The organism is Canicola haemoglobinophilus, from assembly GCF_002015075.1.
Taxonomy (GTDB): domain Bacteria; phylum Pseudomonadota; class Gammaproteobacteria; order Enterobacterales; family Pasteurellaceae; genus Canicola; species Canicola haemoglobinophilus.
The window spans coordinates 1-22,555 of sequence record NZ_MUXZ01000020.1; the positions used below are offsets into that span (position 1 = coordinate 1).

At 37.6% G+C, this 22,555-nt stretch carries 14 protein-coding genes and 1 riboswitch; of the genes, 3 read left to right on the forward strand and 11 right to left on the reverse strand.

The genetic code is table 11. The features are described from left to right. The first annotated feature begins 130 nt into the window (after nucleotides 1-130). On the forward strand, nucleotides 131-334 hold the full coding sequence (locus B0186_RS11530; RefSeq protein WP_143411938.1) for a hypothetical protein: 204 nt from the start codon (nucleotides 131-133) through the stop codon (nucleotides 332-334). Further along, nucleotides 285-2,354 (forward strand): tetratricopeptide repeat protein, encoded by a 2,070-nt coding sequence (locus B0186_RS07260; RefSeq protein ID WP_158077971.1) that lies wholly within the window; start codon nucleotides 285-287, stop codon nucleotides 2,352-2,354. The genes B0186_RS11530 and B0186_RS07260 overlap by 50 nt, the downstream gene beginning before the upstream one ends. A 2-nt stretch (nucleotides 2,355-2,356) precedes the next feature. Here B0186_RS07260 and mreD read toward each other — a convergent pair whose 3' ends face one another. From mreD to uvrA, 4 genes are all read right to left on the reverse strand, one after another. Continuing rightward, nucleotides 2,357-2,845 carry a rod shape-determining protein MreD gene (mreD, locus tag B0186_RS07265; protein ID WP_078218716.1) on the reverse strand — a complete coding sequence of 163 codons (489 nt, stop codon included), beginning with the start codon at nucleotides 2,843-2,845 and terminating at the stop codon, nucleotides 2,357-2,359. After that, nucleotides 2,845-3,900 (reverse strand): rod shape-determining protein MreC, encoded by a 1,056-nt coding sequence (mreC, locus tag B0186_RS07270; protein WP_078218717.1) that lies wholly within the window; start codon nucleotides 3,898-3,900, stop codon nucleotides 2,845-2,847. Before mreC ends, mreD begins: the two co-directional genes overlap by 1 nt. 71 nt (nucleotides 3,901-3,971) lie before the next feature. After that, complete coding sequence (locus tag B0186_RS07275) at nucleotides 3,972-5,027, reverse strand: rod shape-determining protein (RefSeq protein ID WP_078218718.1); 1,056 nt, start codon at nucleotides 5,025-5,027, stop codon at nucleotides 3,972-3,974. A gap of 171 nt (nucleotides 5,028-5,198) precedes the next feature. After that, nucleotides 5,199-8,030: an excinuclease ABC subunit UvrA gene (gene uvrA, locus B0186_RS07280; protein WP_078218719.1), complete on the reverse strand. Its 2,832-nt coding sequence runs from the start codon at nucleotides 8,028-8,030 to the stop codon at nucleotides 5,199-5,201. Between the two features lie 180 nt (nucleotides 8,031-8,210). Here uvrA and ssb point away from each other — a divergent pair, with 180 nt between their 5' ends. After that, nucleotides 8,211-8,690, forward strand: coding sequence for a single-stranded DNA-binding protein (ssb, locus tag B0186_RS07285; RefSeq protein ID WP_078218720.1), 480 nt, complete (start codon nucleotides 8,211-8,213; stop codon nucleotides 8,688-8,690). Between the two features lie 65 nt (nucleotides 8,691-8,755). On the opposite strand, the gene bioB is transcribed toward ssb, so the two are convergent. The 7 genes from bioB to B0186_RS07320 all read right to left on the reverse strand — a co-directional run bounded on the left by bioB (nucleotide 8,756) and on the right by B0186_RS07320 (nucleotide 22,516). After that, complete coding sequence (bioB, locus tag B0186_RS07290) at nucleotides 8,756-9,763, reverse strand: biotin synthase BioB (protein WP_078218721.1); 1,008 nt, start codon at nucleotides 9,761-9,763, stop codon at nucleotides 8,756-8,758. A gap of 32 nt (nucleotides 9,764-9,795) precedes the next feature. Next, nucleotides 9,796-10,440, reverse strand: a complete 645-nt coding sequence (gene thiQ / locus B0186_RS07295; RefSeq protein WP_078218722.1) for a thiamine ABC transporter ATP-binding protein — start codon at nucleotides 10,438-10,440, stop codon at nucleotides 9,796-9,798. After that, nucleotides 10,433-12,037, reverse strand: a complete 1,605-nt coding sequence (thiP, locus tag B0186_RS07300; RefSeq protein ID WP_078218747.1) for a thiamine/thiamine pyrophosphate ABC transporter permease ThiP — start codon at nucleotides 12,035-12,037, stop codon at nucleotides 10,433-10,435. Before thiP ends, thiQ begins: the two co-directional genes overlap by 8 nt. Nucleotides 12,038-12,051: 14 nt before the next feature. Beyond that, nucleotides 12,052-13,065, reverse strand: a complete 1,014-nt coding sequence (gene thiB, locus B0186_RS07305; protein WP_078218723.1) for a thiamine ABC transporter substrate binding subunit — start codon at nucleotides 13,063-13,065, stop codon at nucleotides 12,052-12,054. Between the two features lie 65 nt (nucleotides 13,066-13,130). Next, nucleotides 13,131-13,221, reverse strand: a riboswitch (TPP riboswitch). Between the two features lie 212 nt (nucleotides 13,222-13,433). Continuing rightward, nucleotides 13,434-16,301, reverse strand: a complete 2,868-nt coding sequence (locus B0186_RS07310) for an SNF2-related protein (RefSeq protein ID WP_078218724.1) — start codon at nucleotides 16,299-16,301, stop codon at nucleotides 13,434-13,436. Next, nucleotides 16,298-19,591 carry a DEAD/DEAH box helicase family protein gene (locus B0186_RS07315; protein ID WP_078218725.1) on the reverse strand — a complete coding sequence of 1,098 codons (3,294 nt, stop codon included), beginning with the start codon at nucleotides 19,589-19,591 and terminating at the stop codon, nucleotides 16,298-16,300. Before B0186_RS07315 ends, B0186_RS07310 begins: the two co-directional genes overlap by 4 nt. Nucleotides 19,592-19,594: 3 nt before the next feature. Beyond that, on the reverse strand, nucleotides 19,595-22,516 hold the full coding sequence (locus B0186_RS07320; RefSeq protein ID WP_078218748.1) for a site-specific DNA-methyltransferase: 2,922 nt from the start codon (nucleotides 22,514-22,516) through the stop codon (nucleotides 19,595-19,597). Nucleotides 22,517-22,555: the final 39 nt, after the last annotated feature.

The following is a 22,555-nucleotide window of genomic DNA, read 5'->3' on the forward strand; positions in this document are numbered from 1 at the left end:
ATGGGTGTTTACACAGAATTTGGGATGGGGTCCAATGTCGCAGTTTTTAAGAGGTCTTTTTTTATAACTTGAATCTCTTTATTTTTCTCGTTAGATTTACAGAACTTTCTCTTTTTCTGAAAATCTACCCATGAAAAAAATCTTACTTCTACTCTTCCTCGACCTATTTTTTAATACTCTTTGGGCGAAAGAAATTCGCTTATTTAATCGTTTAGAGTTAGTACTTCCACAAGCAGAACAAGGCGATAAAGAGGCTCAGTTTAATGTGGGTGTTATTTATATGCTTGGGGTGGAATACCGAAATAGATCATCAACAAGCGGTCTATTGGTTTGAAAAATCGGCGGCACAAAATCATCGCAGTAGTCTGCATAATTTGGGAGCACATTATTCTGAAGGTATGGGGGTAGAAACCGACTTCCGCAAAGCCGCCAGTTATTTTGAGCGTGCGGCTCAAATGGGGCATACAAATTCAATGGTGGGCTTAGCCCATTTATATCAATTTGGCGATGGTGTAGAAAAAGATCTTAACAAAATGCTTTATTGGCTTGAAAAGGCAGGAGAGCAAGAGAATGTTTATGCACAACAAGACTTGGCTGAGTATTTTCTTACGAGTGAAATTAATCCGACAAAAGCAGTTTACTGGTTAGAAAAATTAGTGAAACAAAACCCAGATGAAAAAAATGAGTTAGTGCTGGCTAATCAATATCTTGAAATTAATCAGATAGACAAAGCAAAATCAATAGTTGAAAAATATCTTGAAAGTGATAATCCCGAGTCGCAAAAGGCTATGGGCTCATATTTTATTTGGCTAGGCGAATATGATCGAGCGGCTAAAATGTATGAAAAATCAGCTGCTCAAGGTAATTCATCAGCCCAGCATCTTTTAGGCAAAATGTATTTTGATGGATTGGGCGTAAAACAAGATTATACAAAGTCATTTGATCTCTTTTTACAAAGTGCTAATCAAGGATTTATTGAAGCACAACTCGATCTTGCTCGTAGTTATTTACTTGGGAAAGGAACAAAGCGAGATAATCAACAAGCAATTAAATGGCTTACTGAAGTCGCAGAAACTGGACATCCTGATGCTCAATTTATGTTGGGAACAGCAAAGTTAGAAGGAAGAGGAACAACCAAGAATATTAAGCAAGGTATTCAATTATTGATCGCATCTGCTCAGCAAGGGAATAAAGATGGGCAATATAACTTGGCCCAACATTACAAAAAACAAAAAAACATTGATAAAGCAATTTATTGGTTTGAACAAGCAACATTACAAGGCGATCAACTTGCCTTCTCAAATTTGACCGCTCTTTACCCACAAACACAAAGAATAAAAAAATTACAAGAATTGGTCGCCAAAGCGCCTTCCTCAATTGAATTTTCTTTTGCATTAATGCTGAAAGCAAAAAAATTCGGCAGCCAAAATCAGCAAAAGTGGAAAACACACTTAATTTCGGCTGCCGAGCGAGGAAATTCAGAGGCTCAAGCGGAATTAGGAATTGCGTATTTTAACGGAACAGACTTTGAGATCGATTTTGCTAAAGCACGCTATTGGCTTGAACAAGCTGATAATAACAATATTAAAAATGATCCTTACATCCTTGGTATCCTTTATTTATTTGGCTTAGGTGGCAAAGCGGATTTAGAAAGAGCGGTCTATTTTTTGCAAAAATCTGAAAATATAAATGAAGGAAGAGCGGGTATTTATCTTGCCTATCTAGCAAGAATGGGAGTAAAGGTTGCAGAAAAATATCAACATTTTGATTTTGAGCCTTGGGCACAAAAAGGCGAGGCATTTGCTCAAGTGCTATTAGCTGATAAATTGCACCAAGCAGGACAATATAAGCAAGCATTTATGTGGACAGAAAAGTCGGCTAAACAAGGAAACTCCATGGCTCAAGCTGCGATGGGTGCCTATTATATTGATGGCGATATAGTGGAAAGAAATCTCAATTTAGCGGTTAAATGGCTAAATTTAGCGGTGGCACAAAATAACCCACAGGCACAACATCTATTAGGTAACCTCTATCTTGAGGGCAAAGGTGTGCCACAAGATAAACCAAAAGCCTATCAACTTTTTGAACTTGCTGCCTTGCAAGGCGATGAAGAAAGTATTTTGCGGATAGCGGAAAAATATCGTCAGGAAGGCAACAGAGAAAAAATGCTGGAATGGCTAAATCCAATTCTTGCGGAAAATAGAAAAGCACGATATATGGTAATTTACGATCATTTAATGCATGAAGAATGGTTGAAAGCAATTGACTGGTTAAAAAAACTCACGCCAGCAGAACAAGATATGATGCTCCGAATTTATCGAGGTTCTATCTATGAGCCATACAATGAAGAATAAAACTATCTTAAATCTAATTGCCTTCTAATTTTACGCAATAATAAAAATACCCAAGGCCACAAAATTCCGCTTGCAATAGCGCCAAAAATTTCTTGCCAATTAAAGTGGGCGCTATATAAAAAGTATTCGATCAAAAAAATGGAGAAACGAATGGTAATCACAAATAACATCGCCAAGATGCCTTGAAACCATAAAGATAAATTTCTCAAGACTAAATGATTAGTAGCAATTAAATAGGCAAAGATAGATAGCACTAAAGCATGTACGCCTAATATAGAGCCCAAAATTAAGTCCCAAATAATGCCGAGCACAAATGCTGTCCCAATACTCACTTTATTTGGGATCGCTAAAATCCAATAAAGTAATACTAATACAAGCCAAGAAGGCTTAAAACTTTGAAAAGCCGCTGGCCAAGGCATAAGCTCAAGGGCAAAAGCAAAAATAAACAAACAGCTAACAACTAAAATTTGTAACAAAAATTTTGCTTTCATTAATCTTCGTCCCTATTCTCTTTTTGCTGGAATTCTTGCTCTGGTAAATTTTCAGGTAAGCTTTGTGGCATTTCTGTTATGCTCTCAACATTATTACTATTTGATAGATTCTGATCTTCTGGAACGGGTGTTTTTTTCACCCTATTTGTAGAAGAATTATGTTGCATTTCCAAGCGCTGCTGTACTGCTTGGCGCACATCCTCAGGCGTAAGAGATTGGGCTTTACGCATATCTTCATGAGTTGGCCAAAGCAACAAAATATAACGCAAGCGCTCTATTGAAGCCAAAGGCTTAGCAGTAATAGTAGCAAAATAATTTTTACTATCACGAGAAACATTTTCCACAACCGCAACGGGATAACCCTCTAAAAAACGTCCTCCAAGCCCTGAAGTGACAAGTAAATCGCCTTTCACAATATCCACAGATCTCGGTACATTATCTAAAGTCAGCTCATCACTTCGCCCTGTTCCACTTGCAATGACACGCACATCATTGCGCAAAACTTGCACAGGTAAAGAATGAGTGACATCAGTGAGTAATAGCACTCGGCTATTATTTTCCCCAACCGAAATAATTTGCCCAACAACACCTTTTTCATCAATAACTGGTTGCCCAACGTAGGCACCATCTTTAGCCCCTTGATTAATCACAACTTGCTGACGATAAATATCTGTTTCCGCCGTTAAGATTTCACCAATTTTTTTATATTCATCAGTTCTTAAAGGCGAATTTAACAATAAGCGTAAACGCTGATTTTCAACTTTTAATTGATCCAGTAAGAGTAAATCAGCATTTTTTTCTCTTAATTGCTCACGTAGAACTTTATTTTCAATCTGTAACTTATTTGTATCAACCAAATTTTCTGATACGCCATCTAACACAACACGTGGTGTATTAGCTAAATAATATAAGCTTCCTACTGCAGTTTCCATAAAACTACGAGCCTTGATCATCGAATTCGTTTTTCCATCAAAGAGAATTAAAGAGATAGAAACGATTACAGATAAAATAAGCCGAATCCCTAAAGGAGGCGCTTTACTGAAAATAGGTTTCATAAAGATTGAATTATCAAAGGTTGAAAACAAAAGTACGGTAAAATCTACCGCACTTTTAATTTTGTTAAGGATTAAATTTCATCACTGAAAATATCGCCGCCGTGCATATCGATCATATCTAATGCTTCGCCACCACCACGAGCAACGCAAGTTAATGGATCTTCAGCGACAATGACTGGTACACCCGTTTCTTTTGATAATAAAACATCAATATTGCGCAATAACGCCCCACCTCCAGTCAAAACAATACCACGCTCAAAAATATCCGCTGCATGTTCAGGTTGGCATTCTTCTAACGCTGTACGAACTGCGGTTACAATGCCATTTAATGGTTGTTGCAATGCTTCTAAAACATCCTTTGAAGTTAGACTAAAGGTACGAGGTGCGCCTTCTGCTAAATTATGACCATGAACTTCCATTTCTTTTACTTCATCATCATTCTGAATATAAGCTATCCCAATCTCTTGTTTGATACGTTCCGCAGTTGGTTCACCAATGATTGAACCAAAAGTGCGGCGAACATAGGCAATAATTGCCTCATCAAAACGGTCACCACCAATACGCACAGATGAAGAATACACTATACCATTCAAAGAGATTACCGCAACTTCTGTTGTACCACCACCAATATCAATGACCATAGATCCTATTGCTGTTGATACAGGTAATTTCGCTCCAATTGCAGCCGCCATTGGTTCTTCAATTAAATAAACTTCTCTTGCACCAGCGCCAATCGCTGATTCACGAATAGCTCGACGTTCAACTTGAGTTGCTCCAGCGGGTACACAAACTAACACTCTTGGGCTTGGGCGCATAAAATTACCGCTATGTACTTGCTTAATAAAATATTGCAACATTTTTTCCGTTACAAAGAAATCAGCAATCACACCATCTTTCATAGGACGAATAGCTTCGATACTTTTTGGTGTGCGCCCCAACATTAATTTAGCATCTTTTCCAACAGCGGCAATACTTTTTAATGAACCAGCTCTATCCTTACGAATAGCAACAACAGAAGGCTCATCTAAAACAATACCCTGACCTTTTACATAAATTAAAGTATTTGCCGTACCAAGATCGATTGAAAGATCGTTAGAAAATAAACCACGAATTTTTTTGAATAACATAACTAGCCCGCTAATAAATTGTATAAGAAGTGCTCTACTGAGCGCAGTGAAAAAATTGTGCTAAATTTAGCAAAAAAACACCTGTTGTAACAGGACTTTTTTATAAAAAACTGATAAAAAAAGACCGCACTTTATCAAAATCAGATGAAGTGCGGTCTTAAATTTCTCATTTTACTTTTTAGCTAAAATACCTTTTAAAAATCTAGCGGTATGCGACCCTTCAACCAAACACACTTCTTCTGGCGTGCCCGTAGCAATAATCTGTCCGCCACCACTACCGCCTTCAGGTCCTAAATCAACAATCCAGTCCGCTGTTTTTATCACATCAAGGTTATGTTCAATCACTACAATAGTATTTCCTTGATCTCGTAAACGATGCAAAACAGTTAAAAGCTGTTTAATATCTGCAAAATGCAAGCCTGTTGTAGGTTCATCTAAGATATATAACGTCTTGCCAGTATCTCGCTTGGAAAGCTCAGTTGCTAATTTAACCCTTTGTGCCTCGCCACCAGACAAGGTTGTCGAAGATTGCCCCAAACGAATATAGGATAAACCCACGTCAATTAAAGTTTGTAACTTACGAGCAACCATTGGAATTGCATCAAAAAACTCTCGAGCCTCTTCCACTGTCATATCCAATACTTGATGAATGGTTTTGCCTTTATAACGAATCTCCAAAGTTTCTCGGTTATAACGCTTGCCTTTACATTGGTCACAAGGTACGTACACATCAGGTAAGAAATGCATTTCAACCTTAATAACGCCATCGCCTTGACAAGCTTCGCAACGTCCTCCACGCACATTAAAACTAAATCTTCCTGGATTATAACCTCTTGCTCGAGCTTCTGGCACACCAGCAAATAGTTCACGAATTGGAGTAAATAGTCCCGTATAAGTGGCAGGATTAGAACGTGGCGTTCTACCAATTGGGCTTTGGTCTATATCAATGACTTTGTCAAAAAACTCCAGCCCTGCTATTGATTTATAAGGTGCATGTTGGGAGTTTTCTGCACGATTTAAGGCATTTTGTGCCAATGGAAACAACGTATCATTGATCAAAGTGGATTTTCCTGATCCTGATACACCGGTGATACAAGTAAACAAGCCCACTGGAATATCCAAATTCACATTTTTCAGATTATTACCAGTTGCACCTTTTAACTTCAGCATTTTTTTCTTATCAAGTGCGGTGCGTTTTGCTGGAATTTCGATTTTTTCCTGACCGGACAAGAACTTACCTGTTAAGGAATTTGGATTTGCCATAATTTCTTGCGCATTACCTTGAGCAACTACATTACCGCCATGCACACCAGCCCCCGGACCAATATCAATAATATGATCCGCAGCCATAATGGCATCTTCATCATGTTCAACCACAATCACTGTATTACCGAGATTGCGCAGATGTAACAAGGTATTTAGCAAACGTTCATTGTCACGTTGATGCAAACCAATGGAAGGCTCATCAAGCACATACATCACACCAACTAACCCCGCACCGATTTGGCTTGCCAAACGAATACGCTGCGCCTCACCACCAGACAAGGTTTCTGCCGAACGTGATAAAGATAAATAATTTAGCCCAACATTCACTAAAAATTGTAACCGCTCTTTAATTTCTTTCAGAATCTTATCGGCAATTTGTGCTCTTTGTCCAGTTAACGTCAATGTATCAATAAAACTTAGTGCATCGCCGATACTTTTTTCAGATACATCGGGTAAATTGGCCTCGCCGATATACACATGGCGCGCCTCTGGGCGTAATCTTGAACCACAACAATCCACACAAGGACGATTGCTAATATGTTTCGATAATTCTTCTCGTACTGACATGGACTCCGTTTCTTTATAACGGCGAGCCATATTATTAAGGATCCCCTCAAAACTATGACGGCGTAATACCACATCACCACGATCATTCATATACTGAAATTCAATTTCCTCATTACCTGATCCATTCAAAATAATTTGTTGGATTTTTTTCGGTAACTGTTCAAAGGGTGTTTCAATATCAAAATCATAATGTTTTGCTAAAGAAGTTAACATTTGATAATAATAAAAATTACGGCGATCCCAGCCTTTAATTGCGCCACCTGCTAAAGAAATAGAAGGATTTTGCACTACTCGTTTTTCATCAAAATATTGCTGAACACCCAATCCATCACAAGTAGGGCAAGCACCCGCTGGATTGTTAAAAGAAAATAATCTTGGCTCCAATTCGGGAATAGAATAACCACAATGAGGACAAGCGAAATTAGCGGAGAAAACAAATTCCTCTGCTTGCGGATTATCCATATCAGCTACAATTGCCGTGCCACCAGATAACTCCAAGGCAGTTTCAAAGGATTCTGCTAAACGAGTTGCTAAATCAGACCGCACTTTAAAACGATCAACCACAACTTCAATAGTATGTTTTTTCTGTAATTCTAATTTAGGCGGATCCGATAAATCACAAATTTCACCATCAATTCTTGTGCGAATATAACCTTGTGCTGCAATATTTTCTAAAATTTTAATATGCTCACCTTTGCGATTTTTGACCACTGGTGCCAATAACATCATCTTACTTTCTTCAGGTAAACTAAGGACTTTATCCACCATTTGACTAATGGTTTGCGCACTTAATGGCACATTATGCTCAGGACATCTCGGCTCTCCAACTCGAGCAAATAATAAGCGCAAATAATCATGAATTTCAGTAATCGTTCCCACGGTTGAACGAGGGTTATGAGAAGTAGATTTTTGTTCAATGGAAATAGCGGGCGATAAGCCTTCAATATGATCAACGTCTGGCTTTTCCATTAAAGATAAAAATTGACGAGCGTAGGCAGATAAAGACTCTACATAACGGCGTTGCCCCTCTGCATACAGGGTATCAAAAGCTAACGATGATTTTCCTGAACCAGATAGTCCCGTAATAACAATCAGTTTGTCACGAGGAATAGTTAAACTTATATTTTTTAAATTGTGAGTTCTCGCCCCACGAATATCAATTTTTTCCATAATTCACCAACAATAAATTGACAGTAATAGCAAGCCAATTGATTAAATTTTGCGATCATTATCTCACATTCTAGAATAACTGTGCAAATATCCAGTTTCTGCATTTTTAAGCATAGCTTTTTCAAAAAATTTCAGGCAAAATAACCGCACTTTTTTAAGCTGAAAAATTTAGAGGATACTATGGCTGGAGTAAATAAAGTTATTATTGTTGGAAATCTTGGTAATGATCCTGAAATTCGCACTATGCCAAATGGCGAGGCTGTTGCAAATATTAGTGTTGCAACAAGTGAAAGCTGGATTGATAAAAACACTAACGAACGCCGTGAAATTACAGAATGGCATCGCATCGTATTCTACCGCCGTCAAGCTGAAGTGGCAGGAGAATATTTGCGTAAAGGTTCAAAAGTCTATGTTGAAGGACGTTTAAGAACACGTAAATGGCAAGATCAAAATGGTCAAGAACGCTATACAACAGAAATTCAAGGCGATGTGTTACAGATGTTAGACAGCCGTTCAGATCGTGGACAAATGGGAGGTTATGAAACACCACAACCAACTAACTACACCCCTCGCCCACAAACAAAACCAACTACTGAGACACCTAAACCACCAAAACCACCTGTAGTAGATGAGGGGTTTGATGATACTATCCCGTTCTAGCTAAAAACTAATAAACAAAAAACCAGCTCATAACTCTGAGCTGGTTTTCTTCTAAATAAAATCAATTATCCTTGTTTCAATCTATTCTCTTCTGTTTCTGGTTCGAGATCTAATTTTGCCATCAGTAATTGATCGCCATCTTCTTCTGGGTTTGCTGTTACCAATAATTTATCACCATAAAAAATAGAATTTGCGCCAGCCATAAAGCACATAGCCTGCATTTCTTCCGACATTCCTTGACGTCCAGCAGATAAACGGACATAACTTTTCGGCATAGTTATTCTTGCAACGGCAATCGTGCGCACAAATTCAGTCCAATCTAATTCTTGCGCATCAGCAAGAGGGGTTCCTTCTACTTTAACTAATTGATTAATCGGTACAGACTCAGGCTGTGGATCTAAGTTTGCTAAACTCGCGATTAAACCAGCCCGTTCTTTGCGAGTTTCATTCATTCCCACAATACCGCCACAACAGACTTTCAAACCTGCTTTACGCACTTTGCCCAAAGTATTTAGGCGATCATCAAAATCTCTCGTACCAATAATTTCTTTGTAATGCTCAGGTGCGGTATCAATATTGTGATTATAGTAATCTAAGCCAGCCTCTTTTAAATCTTCCGCCATACCGTCTTGTAATAAACCAAAAGTCCCACAAGTTTCTAGTCCCAGCTCTTTTACAGCCTTAATAATTTCCGTCAGTTTTTCTACATCTTTTGGTTTTGGTCCACGCCAAGCAGCACCCATGCAAAAACGTCCAGCACCACGAGATTTTGCGATTTTTGCTTTTTCAATAATTTCCTCAACACATAATAGTTGCTGATTTTGCACGCCAGTATGATAACGAGCAGATTGTGGGCAATAGCCACAATCCTCTGGGCACCCACCCGTTTTAATGGACATCAAGGTAGAAAGCTGAATGGCTTGCGGATTAAAGTGCTCACGATGCACTTGCGCTGCACGATATACGAGCTCCAAAAATGGCGTTTCAAATAAAGCCTCCACTTTACATACCGACCAATATTCGAGGCTTGGGTGTGGCGTTAAAGAAGGGATTTGAATAGTTGTGGTTGTCATATTTCTTTCCTTATGTATAAGTGCGGTCAATTTTAGCGAGAAACGTCCATTTCCCTCATCTGACCATTTTTTATTTCAATAATACGATCAATTTTGTTCATCACTTCATTAGGTTGATGAGTGACTAATAATAAGGTTAATTGTTTTTCACGGCAGAGTTCGTCAATCAATGCCAACATTTCTTGGCGTAAATTAGGATCTAGAGCGGAAAAAGGTTCATCCAGTAACAAAATGGGCTTATCTCGTAATAAGCATCTTGCCAGAGCGACACGTTGGCGTTGCCCGCCAGATAAATCTTTGGGCAGGCGTGATAAAAAATCCGTTAAACCCACCGCACTTGCCACTTGTTCAAGCTGATTTATTTGGGCTTTATTTAACTTCAAATCAGGTGTTAAACCAAGGGCAATATTTTGCCAGACGGTTAAATGGGTAAATAAATTATGTTCTTGGAACAAAATAGACACAGGGCGTTGATGTGGTGCGGTATAAGTATGATTTTCGCCATTGAGCCAAATTTCCCCTTGATTGACCAATTCAAAGCCTGCGATTAAGTTGAGTAATGTACTTTTCCCTGAGCCACTTTCACCAATAATAGCAATTTTTTCGCCCGCACTTATGTATAAATCAAAGTGCATGGAAACATTGGGGTAAGCAAAAGTGGCGTTTAATTTAATCATCTTTTTTAATTCGCTCAATTAATAGAAAAATAAGTACACAAACAATCAGTAATATCAATGCTGTTACCGCTCCTTCATCAGAACGATAACTACCCAATTGTTGATATAACAAATAAGGGAGCGAGCTGAAATCCTGATTACCAAACAAGGCAATGGCAGTAAAGTCGCCTAGGGAAATCGCACAAGCTAACGCAAAGGCATATTTTAACGGTGATTTTAAATTATGCCATTCGATTAAATAAAATCGGTTCCAGCCCCGAATTGCCAAAGATTGCGAGAGTTTTTCGTAATATTGCATATTGTTGTGCATCGGTAAATTTAACACTTGCAGCACAAAAGGCATAGCGGTTAAGCCGTTACATAAAACCACCAAGGCAAATAAATGATAGTTAGAAAAATCCATTTCCCTTAGGCGAATAAATAAGCCAACTGAAATCACGAGCACAGGAATTGCCAACACCAACATTCCGCTGTTTAAAATTGCCTGCGATAAAGAAGAATAAGATAAATAATGCAAACGGCGAGCGAGCAACAATAAAGCTATGGCAAAAAATAATGCCAAAATGGCGGATAATGGGGCGATAGTTAAAGAATAAGCCAAGGCTTGCCAAAGCTGTGGCTGTTGCCAAATCTGCCATAGGCTTTCAGCTTGGAATGCTGAGAAAATAATATGAATGAGCGGCAAGCTGATAAACAATAAAATACAGCTGATGTAAAAAACTTGCCAAATTTGCACCGCACTTGACTGTTTTGCTAACCAGAGATTTTTGCTATGTAATAAAGCCTGTGGAGATTTTTGCCATAGGCTGCCTACAGCAAAAAGTACACAACAAAATAGAGCTTGCAATAATGCAAATAAAGCGGCTTTTGCGAGATCAAATTCAAATAAAATCGCCTGATAAATTGCCACTTCCAATGTAGTATATTTGGGGCCACCACCCAAGGTCAGCACAATAGCAAAACTGGTAAAACACAGCATAAAAATCAAGCTAAATACAGGTAATAATTGTTGGCGTAAATACGGAAGTTCAATCAGTCGAATAAACTGCCAACCACGCAGATTTAATTGTGCTGCCAGTTGGCGTTGTTGCGTTGGAATAGCTTGAAATGTTTGTAAAAACATTCTTGCGGCTAGAGGAATATTAAAAAATAAATGAGCAATTAAAATACCTGTTAAACCATAAATATGCGGTTGCCAGCTTATGCCCAAAAGTGCGGTGAGTTTTACTAGCCAACCATTGTGTCCATAAATGCCGGTAATGCCAAAAATCACTACGAGAGCAGGCAGAACAAAGGTCAATGAAAAGAGTTTGAGAATAAAAGGCTTGGCAATAAACCTTTGATAAAAGAAAGCACGGGCGAATAATAAGCCGAAAAAAACGGAAAGCAACGCCGATAAAATAGCCTGTCCAAAACTAAACAAAATCACTTGTTTTACATAATCATCTTGCAGCAATTGCAACCAATCATAATCCGTTTCGATAGTGAAAATACCGCTGATGACGAATACATAAAACAAGATAATAAATAACCATATTACCAAGCCACTCAATGAGCTAATAGGTAATGTGGTAAATGAACGCAATAGTTTTAACAAGCTATTGCGTTCATTTATTTTGCTAGATTTGCTTGCCATTGGCTAATCCATTGTTTTAGCTGTTCGCCAGAAACATTGGAACTATCAAACACTTTGCTTTTCAGTTGATGTTGTTTTAAGGCATCATAATGAGGTTCAATAGGATCAGAAGTAACAGATAGCATCACATTGTTTTTCACGATATTTTTTTGTGCTTGTGGCGAAATCAAATAGTCCATAAATAAATCGCTACAAGCATTTTCTTTATTGGCAATTTTTGCTGCTAATTCAATTTGCAGCACGCCACCTTCAGCAAAATCCGTGGCTTGATACTGATCTTTTTGTTCATTTAACAAATGATAAAGTGGCGAAGTGCTATAACTTAAAACTAAATCTGCTTCGCCTTTTAAAAATGCACCATAACTTTCCGACCAACCTTTGCCCACAGTTACCGTATGTTTTGCTAAGGTTTGCCAAGCCTGTGCTACCTCTTGTTGAGGATAAACAGAATTTAGCCAAACCACTAAACCACGTCCTACACCACTGGTGCGAGGATCTTGATAGATCACACGTAAATCCTGACGTTCAACTAATTCTTGCAAAGATTTTGGCGGATTTGTCAGCTTAGTTTTGTCATAAACAAAAGCATAACGACCGAAATCATAGGGTAAGAAACGTTGATCTTGCCAAACCACAGGTAAAGAAAGCTGACTTAAATCTACTTTATGTTCAGCAAATAATTCAGATTGAATTGCTTCTTGTAATAAATGATTATCCAAACCTAATACAACATCTGCTTTGGTTTTCTTGCCTTCTAAACGTAAGCGATTGAACAATAAACCAGAACTTTCAAAGGGCACATAATTTAGCTGGCATTGTGGATATTGTTGTTCAAAGCCTTGTTTAACCTTTGGACCAGCCCCCCAATCAGAGGCAAAACTTTTATAGGTATAAACCGTTAAATCTTGTGTGGTTTTCTCTTGTTGGGCAAAAGAGCAAATAGAAAAAGTGGAAAGTACGGTCAGAATTAGGCTAGTTTTGAAGTTCATTACTTTTCTCCTGTTTAAATAAGTACAGCTCGATAAGTAATATTGACTTGATTAGAAAAAGAAGGGAACAAGCACCATTAGTTTCCTACGTCAGTATTAACTGTATCAGGTTCACGGGTATTATCTCAGCTGCCGACAGCACCCCGACTAAAGCCGCAGTAGTCTATTATATTTTTGTGGGAAATAACAAGGTTTTTTGCTGGTTCTTTACGCTATTACGTAGCCAATATATACAACTAGAAATGTAATCTGAACCAAAGGAAAACTTCTGATGCTATTAATCCTAAGTCAAGGTTAAAGGTATTTTGATCACACAAAATTTTCAATATTTGGTGTGATTTTATTATTAACTTGACGACTTCGCTGATTTATCGAATTTGCCAAAAAATATCAAACACTAAACTTTCCTGCATTATTTGATGAATTTTTCCTTTCAATTCTTTCAACAGCTGTAACTCCTGTTGAGCAATTTCATCTTGTACATCGTCCAACTCATTACGAGCTTTACGAAGCTGTTTGCGCAGTTTTGCTACTTCTTCTTGTAACTGAATTTGTTGTTCAATATCATCGGTTAACACCAATTCCTTTTCTTTGCTTCGCATTTCCTCTTTGATTTCACCAATTAAATCTTCAGCGGCTTGCATTTGATCTTTTGCCCAAGCGTTAATTCTCACACTTTCAGCTTTTAGCAAGGCATCATTTTCTGCCTTGATACGAGCTTTTTCTAAATCAATCTGCTCTTTCGTTAAATCTACAAAAGCAAGTGGTGGATTTTTAACAGAATTTTGCAAATCGGCTGAAAGTAAAAACAGCTTTTGTGCAAATTCTTTATCAAGCAAATTGCCCTGCTCATCGCACACAGTAAAAACTAAGGATTCTTGGCTTTCTGCATTTGACTCCACACTAATTTTATTCAAACGTAACCAACCTGATTTACCTTGATATTGTTCCAATAAACTGATTTTTTCAGGAAAATTCGCATAATCAAAAACCAATGTTGCATTTGGTGTATAAGCATTTAATGCTTCATTGATACACCATTGTCCCAATGGTTGATTTAAGCGATATTCATAGCCTTGCAAAGCAGTTGTACGTTCTTTGCGTGGTAATAAATATCGTCCAATTGGCATACCGCCAATAGGCGCATTTTCGAGTAAAAAATACCAATCTGTTTGATTAAACTGAGCTTTGCCGTTTAATGCAAATTGTGTCACCTCCCAAAACCACCTTTCCATTGCGTTTAAGCGGTCTTCCATCATCACTTTCAGTCGTTCTAATACAGATTGGTCAAAACTCGTAACCAACGCATTTTTAGTCTCTTGCACTCGTCCTTCAATTTCATCAGCAAATTGAGCTTGCAACTGGTCAAATGCTATTTGAATTTCCTTTTCAGTACGACAAGTGGCATAAATATTCGCAATTTGGTTTTCAATATCCACGCCAGACTCAATCCGTCCCAACACCTCATCAGAGGCACCTAACACACCTTGGAATAACTTAAATTTTTCTGTAAGAAGTTCCAAAACACGTTGATCGGCAAGATTACGTTTGTTTAAGAAATTGATCACGACGACATCAAATTTTTGTCCATAACGATGGCAACGTCCAATCCGTTGTTCCACTCGCTGCGGATTCCATGGCAAATCATAGTTAATCAGCAATGAGCAGAATTGCAGGTTTACCCCTTCACTAGCTGCTTCGGTCGCAATCATAATTTGTGCCTTTTCTTTGAAATGCTCAATCAATGCCGAACGTTTATCAATTTCTGATGAACCAGTGATCTTTGCTGTACCTTGATAGCGAACAAGCCAATCTTGATAAATAGCGAGAGAATTAGGATCATTGTTGGTACCACTAAACAGCACTACATTATCGGCATAGCCATTTTCTGTTAAAAAATCAAACAAATATTTTTGCGTGCGTACCGATTCAGTAAAAATAATTGCTTTCTGGCTTGCGCCCAATTTATCCATTTCGGCAAAACCTGTTTGAAGTGCGGTCAATAAAGCGAGAATTTTGCTGTCTTGTTGCAAACCTTCTGCTAAATGAATAAAACCTTCAATTTCGGTGATTTCCGCTTGTAACGCTGATTGATTTATTTCATCGCTAACAGAAACATCTGTTTCTTCAGATTCATCAGCCTCCATATCTTCTGCCGTCAGCTCTTCCCCATCAAATAATGCTTCAATTTCACTCAATGGTTCATCTTGATTTTGTTCTGACTCTTGCAAATGTTGAAGCCTTGTCAAAATTGCTTTTAAAGTACCTAAAACTGCTTGCGGACTGGAGGCCAATAGTTTTCGCAAAATCAAAGCAGTTAAATGTTTATGTCGCTTTGGCAAAGCATAGCTACTTTCTTTGCGTAAAAATTCGGAAATTTGCTCATAAAGAGCAAACTCTGCCGTACTTGGCATAAATTCCTGTGTAATCGTCTTACGTTCGGTATAGCGCACATATTCCAACACATTTTTACGTAGCGTACGTTTTACAAAACTAGCCATTCTTTGTTTGAGTTCAGCAACATTTCCTCGGCGGACAAATTCTTTTTGGAAAAATTTGCGATCGCCAAAAATATGCTCATCAAGCAAAGTAGATAAACCATACAGTTCCATCAAAGAATTTTGCAGAGGCGTTGCCGTTAGCAGTAATTTTTTCTTACCACCAAAGGCTTTGCGCATTGCTTGCCCCATTTTGTTATCGGCTTTATGAGCGTTACGCATTTTGTGTGCTTCATCAATCACCACCAAATCCCAATCAAACTGTTTGAAAGTCGCTTGTTCTTTGCTAGCAAATTGATGTGAAACAATCAGTACATTGTTGCCAATTTGATTTTTGCAAAAATTAAACAGTTTTCCACCGCTTGTCTTTTTCATCGCCTGATGAACAACCGTCTTATCAATCACCATTGTGGGTAAGCCAAACTTCTCTGTAAGCTCATTTGCCCACTGTTTACGTAAAATTGCAGGACAAACAATCAATAGATTTCGCTTGCGTTCTGCCCATTTTTGGCAAAGAACTAAACCTGCTTCAATAGTTTTTCCCAAACCTACTTCATCGGCAAGCATTACGCCTTCTTGTAACGGATTTTTGAGAGCAAACAATGCCGCATCAATTTGGTGTGGATTTAAATCCACTTTGGCATCGAACAGCGATTGTGACAAACGGTTATCGTCAGTACGGCGACAAGTAATTTCATTAGCAAAATAACGGGCGTGATAAGGGGTAATATTCATCATTGCATTCTCTCAAACATTTGCTGTAGATAGTTTTTTTCCATAAATAAAATATGTCGTTCGGCAAGTTCTTCTTCGGTTAATTCCATATTTACCCAATCTTTCAATTTGGTAATAGACAAAATAAAACTATTGAGTGCCAGATTTGAATCAGCAATTTTTGCTTCTAATTCTTTGATTTCTTGATACAAGCCAAATTTAGGATCGCTTAAATCCATATTGCGAATACCTTTTGGATCGACAAAATTCAGCCATTGTTTATCACTTGTATGATCAACTACCCACAATAAAAAGTCAGGATAGAAATTACCCGCTAAAGCAAAGCCCAAGCCTTTGTCTTTACGGTCTGCATTTCGCATTAAATAGAGCGATCTGCCGCCTAGCCATTTTGCTAATTCACCTGTTTTTTCTGCTTGGATTAAATCTTGGATAAACTGTATTTCACTTTCTGCCGCAAGTGGTAGTGGTGAAATTTTTATTGGTAAACCTGTGGATTTATTAAGGGAAAGTAACGGATAAAACAAATGGCTATTAAAACAAATCGCCTTAAATTCAGAAAGCGGCGACTGCCAATTCATCGCTTGCTCAATTTTTTTCTCTCGAATTAAATTTGCTAACTCTTCGATTTTTTCGACCGCTTGTTCACGCTCATAAGGCAAGTTGTCATCTTCGCCAAACAACATTTTGTATGTATCAAAAAATGAACCATTTTCTTCGGTCACTATGGCAGTTTCCATAAATTGCTGTTCATAAGCTACTTTCAAACGGCGGTAAAATTGGTCGGTATATTCTTTCAACAACTGAAGCAAAATATCTTGTTGCGTTTGAATATCGGCAAAGCTGCGAATTTCCATCGCTGAATTTGGTACATAGAGCAAATACCAATCATCATGATTTTCCACAAATTTACGCAAACCCTCACGACTGACTCGTAAATTCGACCAAGTGCGTTCCATTTTGTATTGCTGTAAATCTAAATAGAGCTTATCCCAATCAAACAAAGCAAAAATTTCTCGTTTGAATTTATTGCTTTCACGCTCGTCCTTATCACTTTGACGAACCACTTTAGAACTCAATGCCTCTAATCTCGGATACAGATCTAACACCGCTAAAATCGGCTTAATTTTGCCTTGAGCAAATTCAGGTAATTCATAAAGCTGCACCATTTCTTGACGTTTAAAGCCCATTTTTTGATTATCTTTATAGCCATCTTTTAAACGTAAGGTTTTTAAGGCTACATTGGTAGGCAATTTTTTCTGTACTGGAAAATCTAGCTGCAACACTTCATCTGGCGATTGAATGCCCTCTTCTTCCAAGTATTCACGAAATTTCGCCATATAATCGGCTTTAATGCCGAAAATATTGAGCGTTTCTAATTTATCTAACCCCAAACCTTTCGGCATTTGGTTTATTGGCGTTCTTCGTAAAGAAAAATCACGCCCTTTTAAGCGTACGCCACGCCCAAAAAGCTGAATAATTTGTGAGCCTTCACCCTTGCCCATATTAAGTAGGCCCATCGTTGAAACTCGCCAGCTTGACCAACCTTCAGTAAATTTACGAGAGCCAATCAGTAAATTAAGCGTTGAGCTATCTTGGTTTATCGTGCCAAACAAGCTGTCTGAAAACTCATCTTGCTGAACCGACACATTCTCCAATTCCACCGCACTTTTGAGTAATTCACTACTGTCGCCAACGTTAATCAAAGCAAAATAATCGCTATTGCCTACTTTTAACGCCACTTCGCCTGAGGCTTTTTTAATATTATGTAAATAAAGATGTGAGGCACTTTCCGTATTAAATAAGGTTTTTAGAATATCTGTGTAAAGGGCATCTAAATCGCCTTTAAAACTCGCTAACGGCAAAAAGCGATGACGGAAAATCGCATTGCCTTTGCTATCTAAAAGTAACGGTTCATCGCATAACAAATCATTTAGCCACGCCAAAATTTGTGAGCGGTTTTTGCTATCTAAAAAATAGGCTAACTGTTCCACTACCGTCCAAATATCACTATTTTCGGCATTCACCGTATTGCCTACAAACACCCATAAAGGTTTATGCAAATTGTAAGCGGTTAATTTTTCTTGATTTTTGGCAAACAAATAAAGCTGTTGATAAAAGGACAATAAACTTGCCACAAAATACTTGCGATCATTATCGGCAACACCGTAATCTTCCGCTTTCATATTCAAAATAGAAAACTCTTTGCCATAACCATCGGCATAGAAAAACTTATAAGAATAGTCAAACAGTACGCATTTAGCGTAGGTTTCAAATACTGCTTTTTGCTTGGCGTCTTGTTTATCAGCAAAGCTGGTCGGGATTTTTTGTACCTCGGCTTTTTTGCTAATTCCCTTTTCTTTACCGATCTTTTTTTGAATATCAAATAAACAATCTTTCGCTGTTTTGCCGTCTTTCACCGCCTGCCCGAAAGTTGCGGAATACTCAAAAGCAAAACCATCGCCAATCAATTTTTGGCGGCGAGCCAGCCATTGATCACCTGATGACCCACGATGCCCTTCGTCCACCAGTACTAATTTATTTAAATCTAAAAAGCGATCAACAGCTACCGTCAGTTCACCCTCTTTATCTGCTAGCTTGTTAATATCCATAATTTGAATATCATTAAATAAGCCTATCCCTTGGAAGGGTTTATTTTTGTCAAAAAGGTTAGCTGATAAACCTGACGCAGTAAATTCCGCCAAATGTTGCTTTGACAGACTGTCATTGGGGGTAATCACAAATACAGTTAAATCTTTATTTTTTTGATAATGCTGATATTGCAAAATATTGACGTGCATTAACAAGGTTTTACCGCTGCCTGTGGCATTCCAAAAGGCTAACTTATTTAAATCACTTAATTCATATAAATCAAAGTCAGGAAAAGTGCTATCGCTCTCTTTAAGTAAAACAAGCTGTTCGTTTAATTGATCTAACAATTCATTCGAACGGTTAAAATAAAAATCCAAATAAATTTCGGTGAATAACAGCGAAAGATATTGGAAGTATTTGAGATTTAAAATATGCCCTTCATCTTTATTACGCTTTTCTGTGATTTGTTGCCAATGTTTAACAATATTCAAATCATAACGACGTAAATCATTTAGCGAAATTAAATCAGTTTGAAATAATTGTTCGCCAGTTAGTTCAACAAAAAACTTCGTTTGCCCATCATTATCAATGCCTTCAAAGCGATCATTACCCAAGCGTTGTTTAAATTTTTCAAGGCTATCTTGATTAAACAGCGATAATAAATAGCGATTTAAAATAAGATTATCGTGGAAAGTGCGTTTCATTTTTTATTCCCCAAACATACGGCTTAAAAACTCACTTTCAATCGACCGCACTTTAAGCGTTTTTACGCTCTCATCGCTGTCAGTGAAGACGGTTGGGATATTGTGATCGCCATTAATATAGATCACATCAAATGTTTCACTTTGGCTATAAATATCCTTATTACTTAAATCAATTTTTTGTTTTCGCAATAATTCATTTAATTTTTCATACCCAATCTCTTCACAATCACGCCATAAAATTAATACTTTTTCTCCAGTTGGCAATTTCCCTTTTACAAAAACTCTATTACGCTTTTCACGCTGATCATCAATTTCACTTACTCGCAAGCCAATCAAATAGTTAAAGGTCTCCACCAAATCAATGGTTTTAGCTTCATAAGCACCTGCGGACGTGGTGGCAATATTGAGTTGATAGTCAAAAGGCTTGGCGAAATGTTGTGTATTGAGTAGCGAATCTCGGCTTTCTACCTCTAGCATATAGTGCAATAGATAGTCGTTTTGTACTGTCTCCGATAAGCCCATTTCTGCCAAATCTTGACCATGTTTACGCAATTCTAGATTGTTAAGCGTGTCTTCGTAGCTTTCCAGTTTTAGTACTTTGACGATTTGCGATACACCGTCAAATGTTCCATTGTTCGATTGTGGTTTGCCGTCTTTCCATTCTTTGGCAAAAATCACTTTTTGTACTCGTGGTTTTAGTACGCTGTCAAAATACTCGCCTTGTTCCACCAAGATATATTTACGGTTGCCCTTGTCTTCTCGGTTAAGGTTGATCACTGCGTGGGCGGTTGTGCCAGAGCCTGCGAAGTAGTCTAGGATTACATCGGTTTTTGATAAGGTAATAGAAGCTATCCTATGAATTAGATTGGTATTTTTAGGATTTGGAAAAACCGAATTTCCAGAAAATAAATTTTTTAATTCAGTCGTACCTGATGAAATATTGATTATGTTTTTAGGTGCATTAAAACCGAATTGTTTAAAATAAGCACTAAATTTTCCATTACTTTTTTTAATAACAACTTCATTTATACGCTCTTTGAAACTATCAAAACCCCATCTCCAACGATGCAATAAATTTGAACGTTTGCCAGCCCGAATAGGTACATATCCTTGATTTATTAAATCTGTATTATCGGTATAAACAAGATTTTCGTCATTTAAGTGAATTAGTGATTTGTCATAATCCATTAAAGGTACTATATCTTTTGTTTTGGGGTTGAAGTAAATTGTGTAACCCATATCAGGACGTGTATACAATGCTGTCGGTGCATCATTTAAATTACGCAAAGTTTCATTAACTGCATCAATATGATAAATTTTTGAACTATCTTTATTAACACCGTGTGCCAAACAATATTCATTATTCACTTGTATTTTTACGCCCTCACCAGATTGATTTGCACCTGTTAAAATGATTATGTCAGCTAAAAAGTTCTTTTCTCCTAAAAGTTCATCTGTAATTAGTTTTAAACGTGTTTGCTCATTATCATCAATACTTTGGAATAGTACACTTGATTGATTAAGTAAGTATTTTGCCAATGAAAGACGATTGTGGATAAGGGTTGCCCAAGTTGAACTTGGATAACCATCTTTATATATAAATTTTCCCTTTGCACGGTCATCTTCCGTATTATAAGGCGGATCAATATAAATACATTTCACCTGTTCTTTATATCTTTCCTGCAATAAATTGAGGGCTTGGAAATTATCCGAATGAATCAGCAAGCCATTAGTTTTCTCATCTAAATCGTGTAGCTCGTTTAATACTTCAGCTTGGAATTTCGGTTCAAATAAAGAAGTGTCCACCACTAAGTGCGGATAATTTTTGCAAATTTCTGCCGCACTTTGACCGCTTGTATCCACGTTAAACAAGGCTTGCCATTGGGCGGTTTGTTTTGGATTATCTAATGCTGTCTGTACTTGAGTTTCATCTAAGTGATCGAGCGTAATCAGATAATGGCAGCCTGCCACAAATTTCTTTTTGAGCCATAATTTCTTTTGGAAATCTTCTAATTGAGCTAAAAAGGCAATAATTTCTTTTGCGACGGTTTTTAAGGTTTTAATGGTTTGTAGGTTTTGTTCAATATGTGAAAAATCAGTGCTATCTTGAATATTATCCAAGTTCATCACTTCATTTTTAATATAAAAATCCAACTCTTGATTTAAAAACTTACCAAGATTTTTATGAATAAAATAATCAGCAGTGTTTTTGGCGGTGTAGTCGGTCAGATATTTTTCTAACAAGGTGCGGTTTTTGTTTTTTTCCGTTGGCATTGGGGTAAAAATGCCTTGGAATTTATCGGAAATTGCAAAATTTTGGATTTTTGCCACCGCTTGCGTGAGATAATCTGCCTGTTTTTCTTTTTTATTTACCGCTTTATACTCAAAACGAATGGTGAGTAAATCGCCATTTTCTTCGATTGGCAAAATATCTGTTTGAATTTCATCGCCGTTTTCGTCTATTTCGATTTTGATTTTGGGTTCAATCAAAGCAAAAACTCGGGCTTGATCGTTGTCCTTACGGTTGTCTTTTGTTGTATCTGCCTCCACAAGACGAAATTGCACTTTTTTGCCGTTTTCTAGTGTGAAAAGATAATTGCTAAAATTTTCGCCCGACTTGGTGTAATACTGGTCTTTGTTCGCCCAATGTAGCATCACTTCTTCGCCAGCGTAGGGAATGGCGTAGGTATCGCCTTTATAGCGGCGTTGGCTAATGAAATCGCCTTGGTCGTAATAGCGTGAAAAGAAGGTGTAGAGATGGTTATAAACGCTGTTGGCTTGTTCAAAATTTCCGTTAAATGCCGTATTGATTTTGTTTGGTAGCATTTTTTGTAGAAATTCGTTGATTTGCGTTTGGCGTGAATTAAGAATGCGATAAATGCCGAAATCTAAATCGGGCTGATTAATTTGAAAAATTTCTTGCAATTTATTGATAAGTTGAGCAAGCTGTGCTGTGCTGTGCTG